This window comes from Pantoea sp. CTOTU50773 (assembly GCF_032082325.1).
Classification (GTDB): Bacteria; Pseudomonadota; Gammaproteobacteria; order Enterobacterales; family Enterobacteriaceae; genus Pantoea; species Pantoea communis.
Genome location: NZ_DAMDQC010000196.1, coordinates 1 through 7,186, shown reverse-complemented (window position 1 = coordinate 7,186; position 7,186 = coordinate 1). Strand labels below are relative to the sequence as shown.

The following is a 7,186-nucleotide window of genomic DNA, read 5'->3' as shown; positions in this document are numbered from 1 at the left end:
GTATTAGCGACACCGCATCGTGCGCGTAAGTCAGTAGAAAATCGGTTTCACCGCTGTGTAAGGTGGAGATGTGCTCAGCGAAAGTCGGTTTTTGATTACACAGGCGGATATAGCTGAGATTGGGCTGCAGATTTAATCGCTGTATCCAGTCAGGGAAGAACGTCAGAGAAAGGGTATTTAGCATCGCAAAGCGTAATACCGCAGTGCGCGAACTGTAGCGCTGGTGCAGATCATTGCGCAGATGCGACATGGAAAATACCGTTTCGCTGGCGGTCGCGAGGAAGGTTTGTCCCTCTGGCGTGAGCGTAACCGGATAGGTTTTACGATCGAATAACGGCACACCCAGCCACTCTTCCAGTTGCCGGATGCGCCGACTGAGCGCCGATTGCGTGATATGACGCTCATCCGCGGCACGGGTAAAACTATAACAGCGTGCAACACTGAGAAAATCTTCAAACCATTTCAATTCCATAGCAAAGACCTCTTTGGATGAATGGGAAAGCAACGTCAGCGGTGGGAAACCTTTTGTTACACGCAAGAAACGCGCCAGGCTTAATTACGGCGGTACAGGCACTGGCACAGCCACGACGCCGTCTTAAACGCTTAAGATGGAGCAACCACTGCACTCGTGGGGTGCAGAGGATTTGCCCTGATGATGGCTGGAGATTGGCAAAGTCGAATTGACCAGGCGACAATAAAGGCCTTTGAAATTTAAGCGATGAAATGAATCTATGAATGCCCATATTGAATCTGTTGAGCTGGAAAAAGCCTATCGCCTGATCAACCATGGCCCAACGACATTGGTTTCCTCCCGCCATGACGGGATTGACAATGTGATGTCTGCATCCTGGGTATGTGGATTAGAGTTCAAACCGGCAAAATTGACGGTTGTGCTGGATAAATCCACCTTCACGCGTAAGTTGATTGAGCAAAGCCTGAAATTCGTTATACATGTCCCAACCGTCAGCCAGGCGCAGATGGTTCATTATCTCGGTACGCATTCCCGCGCTGAGCAGTCAGATAAGCTAGCCACAGCTGGCGTCGAGTTCTTCCAGTTACCGGAAAGTCATCTCCCTTTGGTGGTTGGCTGTGCGGCCTGGTTGTACTGCGAGTTGATACCTATCGAACAAAATCAGATCGACCACGATTTGTTCATCGGTGAAATCAAGGGTGCCTGGGCGGATAGCCGGGTGTTTAAAGAAGGGCGCTGGTTATTCGAGGACGCACCAGACGAGATGCGCAGTTTGCATTACATCGCGGGGAAACGTTTTTATAAAACGGGCTCACTGCTGGATGTCGAGTGAACCCGTCCAATTCATTCATTGAGTTTGGCCTGGCGCATGGGCATTTTATCAATGGTTGAAAGCAACACCTCAGTATTCAGAGGTGTTGTTTCACGTAGTTTCATTCCACCATCTTTTCCAACCAGCACCACTTCAAATCCTTTCGGATTGAGTTGTTTACGCAAAGTACCATTAGCTGTGGGTGAAGTATCACTGAACACAATGATATCGCGATCGGCCAATTCTGCTTTCTGCTTCTCCAGCATCACTATCTGCGCGACATAAGCAGGATCTGTTTTTGATGGGGCAAAGATCACCAGAGGGCGATTGTGCCAGCGATATTGAGTCAGGTCTGAGACCTTCGGCGATAAAGGCTGGAACAGGGGCTCTTCAGCCGCACGAACGTTGTTAAGGCTCATTATTGAACAAATGGTCAACAGCAGCAGTGGCGTCTTCAGCAGTAAATTCGTCTTCGACATGATGGTTTCCCCGGCAGGCTAAAGATCGCGTACTACCAAGGTTAGTGGAACCGCGCGCGTGCGTAGGTTACTTCACGTTTCTTTACCCACAGAGGTAAAAATGAAAACAAGAAATGTCTTTCGTGTTGCTAATGTCACCCGGAACTTAAGGCTTCGTATGTCACATTCTGATGTTTTTCTAAAGAAGAGAACAGGGCATATACATATGTCAAAGCTGGGCATATACTAGACATATGCTGAGTGATAAAGCTCAAAACATAAAGCCGGTGACGGCACCGTGCCGGAAGTCCGTTCAGGAGGATTGATCATGCGAACTGTTTCTGTATTTAAAAATGGCAATAACCGCGCCATTCGTTTGCCACGCGATATGGATTTTGAAGGGGTGAGTGAGTTAGAGATTGTCCGGGAAGGTGACAGCATCATACTGCGTCCCGTACGGCCGACCTGGGGCTCATTTATGCAGCTTGAGAAAGCGGACCCGGATTTTATGATGGATCGCGGGGATGTTGTCAGTGATGAGGGAAGATTTGATCTGTGAACAAAACCTACATGCTGGATACTTGTATATGTTCGTTCATTATGCGCGAGCAACCAGAGGACGTGATCAGACGGCTTGAACAAGCGGTGCTGCGCAACCATCGCATTGTAGTTTCGGCTATTACTTACGCAGAAATGCGCTTTGGTGCTATTGGAAAGAAAGCCTCGCCGCGTCATGGTCAACTGGTTGACGAATTCTGCGCCCGACTTGATGCGATTGTGCCCTGGGATCGGGCGGCGGTGGACGCCACCGCTGTAATTAAGGCCACCCTAAGCGCAGCCGGAACACCGATAGGCCCAAATGGCACGGCGATTGCCGGCCATGCCATTGCGGCCGGCGCTATCTTGGTGACAAATAATACCAGGGAATTTGCGCGGGTACCGGATTTGGTGCTTGAAGACTGGGCGAAGTAAGCCGCTTATCAATCTCGGAAAGTACCTGAAGCATTTCTGCGGTAATTTGTGGGCAAAACCCACGTAATTTTCACGTAGCAGCGTCAGTATGTGGTGGCGCAGACTCTCATCGATGCGATGTGTGCCGGGCTTTCCACTCCGTGCATCGGTAAGACCGGCTGCACCAGACTCGCGGTAGCGTTGAAGCAGGCGACGACAATGCCGGTCGGAAATACTGAGACGCTCAGCAGCGAGGTGGGTTGTCAGCCGCCGGTCGACAACGTCCTGAATAACTTTGACGCGGTTAATCTCTTTCAACGTAAATACCCCTGAGCTATCTGCGATCACGGCAAGCCTCCCGGTAGTTTTACTGACTGAAAACGACTCTGTGAGAGGTACCATAACGCGGTCATGTTTATTGAGCCACAAGCGGACATTACTATTTGGGTGCTACAATCAAAGTGCGCATAATCATGATTATGTTAAATTGGATATTTTGAAGCACACCACACATCATGCTGGGCTTTCTGGTGCTCACTTCTACGGCGCCAATTCTCGCTCATCAGATTTATTCCACAAATGCATAAAATTTTCTTTACTCAGCTTATGACAGTTACATGAATCCTGTAATATCCCTATCCACTCTGCCCACCTTTTCAGCATGCACAAAGAGTATCAATGCGTAAAAGTGTCCTCTCAGATAGCACCCCTCGTCTGCTAAAGACTTCTCTTGGAAGAAGTATGGCCGTATTTCTGCTTTCCATCAGTTTACTGGTTGTGGCTATTAATGCCTGGTCTCTTTGGCACTCCTGGCAGCAACACCTGGCAGAAAAAGAAGAGGATGCACGCAATCTCTCGCTCTCATTAGCCAAACAAGCTGAAGATGCCTTTTTACAGGTTGATATTACCCTCGCGGATGCTGTGCGCCAGTTACGTCAAAACGGCAACAGCTTTGCTGCAACACCGCAGTTCCTGCATCAAATCAAAGACCAGCAGAGCAAGCTCCCTCAACTGCACGGATTGTTTGTTTACGATACCGAGGGACATTGGGTGGCTTCATCTGGCAACTTCACGCCAACCAATGCCAGTAACGCCGATCGTGATTACTTTGTCTGGCATCGGACGCATCCCAGTCTGGATATCCATATCAGCCATGTCATCCGCAGTCGCTCCACCGGTGATCTGGTGATTCCTGTTTCGGTACGCCTAAATGATAATGCGGGGAATTTTGCTGGTGTCGCCCTTGCGACGGTCAAAGTGGATTATTTCCGGCAGTACTACAGCTACTACACGCTTGGCGATAAAGATGCGTTGGGATTGATCCTGGCGGATGCCACGGCCCTCTACATCCGCCCTTTCCCTGACTCTTATATTGGCCGGACCCTATCCGCCAGCCCGCTGTTTCAAACCGAGCTGAAATCCGCTTCAAGTGGCAGTGCAACCTGGCGTTCAACGCTCGACGGTGTTGAACGTGTGTTCGGCTATGCTCGACTAGAGCGTTATCCACTGATTGTGACGGCTGGCTATGACCGTGACCGGCTTCGCATGGAGTGGATGACGGCCAACCTGACGAATGTTTTGCTCAACATTGTGCTGCTCTTAACTATTACCGGCATGGGCGTCTTTGTATTGCGTCAGGTGGGTACCAATGTGCGTAATCAAATTGAACTGACCCATGTTCGTGACGAACTGACCACCATCAACCATACGCTGCAATCCCTGGCGTTGGTCGATGGTTTGACCGGGCTGGCGAATCGCCGTCAGTTCGATGCTCTGCTGGAGCAAGCCCTGCTTCGTTCAGAAAAGCACGCTGAGCCGCTCTCGCTGGTGATGATCGATATCGATTATTTCAAACGCTATAAAGACACCTACGGGCATGTTGCGGGTGATGAGTGTTTGCAGGATGTCGGCCTGGCGTTAAAGGATAGCGTGCATTATCAAGGCGATATCGTGGCACGTTATGGCGGTGAAGAGTTTGCGATCATACTGCCCAGCACCTCAGCCTTTGATGCCAAAAAAGTGGCTGAGCGCGCGGTCAGATTTGTTGCAGAAACCGGCATTGCACATGAAAGCTCAGATGTTCCAGCTGGCGTAGTGACCATCAGCGCTGGCTACAGCACGCTGACGTCAACTGGTAAAACCGGCGAAGCAGACCAGCTGAAACAGGACGCCGACAAAGCCCTTTATCTGGCAAAACGCAGCGGGCGTAATCAAATTAAGCCCTGATGTTCGCTATCAGTGCGCTCTATTTCTTCACGCTGAGAGACAGGTGTTTAGCGAGCAAAAACGGCCTTAAATAGCCAACAGCATTGGATAGCGGCAATACATCGGCATTGAGTTTAATGCCGATTTCATCGCGCAGGTAATCACGTCGACATGTAATTCGCTGCCAAAGTTTCGGATACGCTTCAGCGATCTTAGCCTGAAGTGATGAATCGGCCAACGCAACACACTCTTCTGCGCTGACACCGTTATAGCCCGGTACCGATGGAATGATATCGAGCTGCAATATCATGCCACTTCTCAACAGTTCGCCGGAATTTGGGTAAACCGGCGATGACATCCACTCTTCATCAGCAACCAGATGGCCAGGATTGAGATGCCAGCCATATAGGGTTTTGGGCAGTACATCTTCGATCACGTCATAAAGCTCACCGCCAGACATACCCACGCGGATATTTTCCAGCCAGGCTACCTGTGCAGAGAAGTAGGGTTTAGCGATTCTGTCTAACCAATCTTTCTGAGCGTCAGGCAGTTCAGCAGGACTGGCGATAACGAAAGCAGCTCTGCTGGACAAGCCACCTTTAAATCCTGTGGTCAGCGACAAAGGATCGCCGTGCTGCACCCTTTTGTATGTTGGATAAAGGTTAGCATGATCGAAGCGGACGCCGGTGGCAGCGATGGAGACCACCGTATTGTATTGGCCTTCCGCCGTCAGAAGCGCGCCCAAATCAATTTCCCGCACTCCTACTTCCACCGCGTCCATCGCATTAAGAATACAGTTAGATGCCAGATTGGCCCCATACTCATAATGCGCGATTTCATTGGCGTTGTTGGTCACTCTTGCACCGCCAGCGCCGCTAATAAATAAGTGCGCTGCATTTAACAGTTCAGCCTCTTTTTTCAGCGTGCGTTGCAACGCATCAAAAATAAAATAAGGTACATCGAAATAGGCAGAACCATTGCCTGCGGCTGGGGTGAACATTTTCCATCCCACCAGGCCTACTTTACTTTTGTTACTCAAGCCGGCAGATGCCAGAAGGTTTTCAAGCGGTGTTTCATGATCCATTGGCTGGTTAGGCAGCGAAAACAACGGGCAGTGAAGCAACGTGACAGGTACGCGTGAAAAGCGAGCCAGTTTGAGATTCTCATTCCCGAGAATAGCGGTACATTCTCCACTGGCATCAACGATCAACAGCCCCTCTTCAAAACGCGGGATGAACCCTGTTAAGTATTCAAAATTCCCGCCGTGTTCTTTGTCTGCATAAATGACCAGCGCATCAAAACCGCCCTCGACCATCCTTTGCATAACCTTATTTTTTCGCTCCAGCATAGTCTTGTCGGAGAGGAAAACGGGTTCAACCTGGGTAAATTTTATCGGTGCTTTAGTCGGGCCAAGCTGAATTGGGGGAGACATCATGATGAATGACCTCAGGTTAACGTGTTTAAGGCTGGAGTGGCGGAAACTGATTGCCGCAGGATTAAGCAAGGTAGCACCTGTTGATTTTAATTGTGCACGGATAATGTCTTTACCGATTCCTTTCTCACCTCAGACACACATATTTTGTGTGAGGCCACCCTCAATTTCTTCACTCAATGCTGGTTAAGCAAGAAGCTCAAGGCGCAGAATGGAATATATAACCGTTAATGAATATATATTCAGACCATCATTGTAGCGCCTCGGATTACCCTAATCCCTAAGGAGAATGTCTTATGAGTGGTTACACCTACCCGAAATTTGGTGCCGGTTTATGGCATTTTGCTAACTACATAGACCGTTATGCCGTCGACGGATACGGTCCGGCGCTCAGCACGCTAGACCAGATCAAACTGGCTGGCAGTGTTGAAGACTTATCGTATGTTGATGTGCCCTATCCCTTTACTGAAGGTGTTACCGTTGCCCAGGTTAAAGAAGCCTTAGACCAGGCTGGGCTGAAAGCGATTGGCGTGACGCCTGAAATCTATCTGCGCCGCTTTTCTCGCGGTGCCTTTACTAATCCTGATCCCGCACTGCGCAAACAGGCCTTCGACCTGATGCATGAAGCGGCCACAGTCGTGCGGGAATTGGGTGCCAATTATGTGAAAATCTGGCCGGGTCAAGATGGATGGGATTATCCCTTCCAGGTTGATCATAAAAATCTTTGGAAACTGGCGGTTGATGGCATGCGCGAACTGGCGAGTGCCAATCCTGATGTCAAATTTGCCATCGAGTATAAACCGCGTGAACCACGCGTTAAAATGACCTGGGATTCCGCTGCACGCACCTTACTAGGG

Annotated in this window: 8 protein-coding genes and 1 pseudogene; 5 read left to right on the top strand and 4 right to left on the bottom strand. The window is 49.8% G+C overall.

What is annotated here, in order from left to right; translation table 11 throughout:
• A partial coding sequence (locus RT340_RS20760) for a LysR family transcriptional regulator (RefSeq protein WP_313377626.1) occupies positions 1–472 on the bottom strand: 472 nt, incomplete at its 3' end.
• 259 nt (positions 473–731) lie between these two features.
• Here RT340_RS20760 and RT340_RS20755 point away from each other — a divergent pair.
• Positions 732–1,304, top strand: a complete 573-nt coding sequence (locus RT340_RS20755; RefSeq protein WP_097119180.1) for a flavin reductase family protein — start codon at positions 732–734, stop codon at positions 1,302–1,304.
• A gap of 11 nt (positions 1,305–1,315) precedes the next feature.
• On the opposite strand, the gene RT340_RS20750 is transcribed toward RT340_RS20755, so the two are convergent.
• Positions 1,316–1,762 (bottom strand): DUF4174 domain-containing protein, encoded by a 447-nt coding sequence (locus RT340_RS20750; RefSeq protein ID WP_313377625.1) that lies wholly within the window; start codon positions 1,760–1,762, stop codon positions 1,316–1,318.
• Between the two features lie 307 nt (positions 1,763–2,069).
• Here RT340_RS20750 and vapB point away from each other — a divergent pair, with 307 nt between their 5' ends.
• Together vapB and RT340_RS20740 are read left to right on the top strand one after the other, a co-directional pair.
• Positions 2,070–2,300, top strand: coding sequence for a type II toxin-antitoxin system VapB family antitoxin (vapB, locus tag RT340_RS20745; RefSeq protein ID WP_045815538.1), 231 nt, complete (start codon positions 2,070–2,072; stop codon positions 2,298–2,300).
• Positions 2,297–2,713 (top strand): type II toxin-antitoxin system VapC family toxin, encoded by a 417-nt coding sequence (locus RT340_RS20740; RefSeq protein ID WP_313377624.1) that lies wholly within the window; start codon positions 2,297–2,299, stop codon positions 2,711–2,713. The genes vapB and RT340_RS20740 overlap by 4 nt, the downstream gene beginning before the upstream one ends.
• A 158-nt stretch (positions 2,714–2,871) precedes the next feature.
• On the opposite strand, the pseudogene RT340_RS22640 reads toward RT340_RS20740, so the two are convergent.
• Positions 2,872–3,040 (bottom strand): annotated as a pseudogene (locus RT340_RS22640) (helix-turn-helix domain-containing protein); the annotation flags it as partial.
• 393 nt (positions 3,041–3,433) lie between these two features.
• Here RT340_RS22640 and RT340_RS20730 point away from each other — a divergent pair.
• The gene (locus RT340_RS20730; protein ID WP_313377623.1) at positions 3,434–4,918 is read left to right on the top strand and encodes a sensor domain-containing diguanylate cyclase; all 1,485 of its coding nucleotides are present in this window, start codon (positions 3,434–3,436) and stop codon (positions 4,916–4,918) included.
• A gap of 19 nt (positions 4,919–4,937) precedes the next feature.
• Here RT340_RS20730 and RT340_RS20725 read toward each other — a convergent pair whose 3' ends face one another.
• Complete coding sequence (locus RT340_RS20725) at positions 4,938–6,332, bottom strand: M24 family metallopeptidase (protein ID WP_313377622.1); 1,395 nt, start codon at positions 6,330–6,332, stop codon at positions 4,938–4,940.
• A 293-nt stretch (positions 6,333–6,625) separates the two neighbouring features.
• On the opposite strand from RT340_RS20725, the gene RT340_RS20720 reads away from it, so the two are divergent.
• The coding region (locus RT340_RS20720) for a sugar phosphate isomerase/epimerase family protein (protein ID WP_313377621.1) at positions 6,626–7,186 on the top strand (561 nt) is incomplete at its 3' end.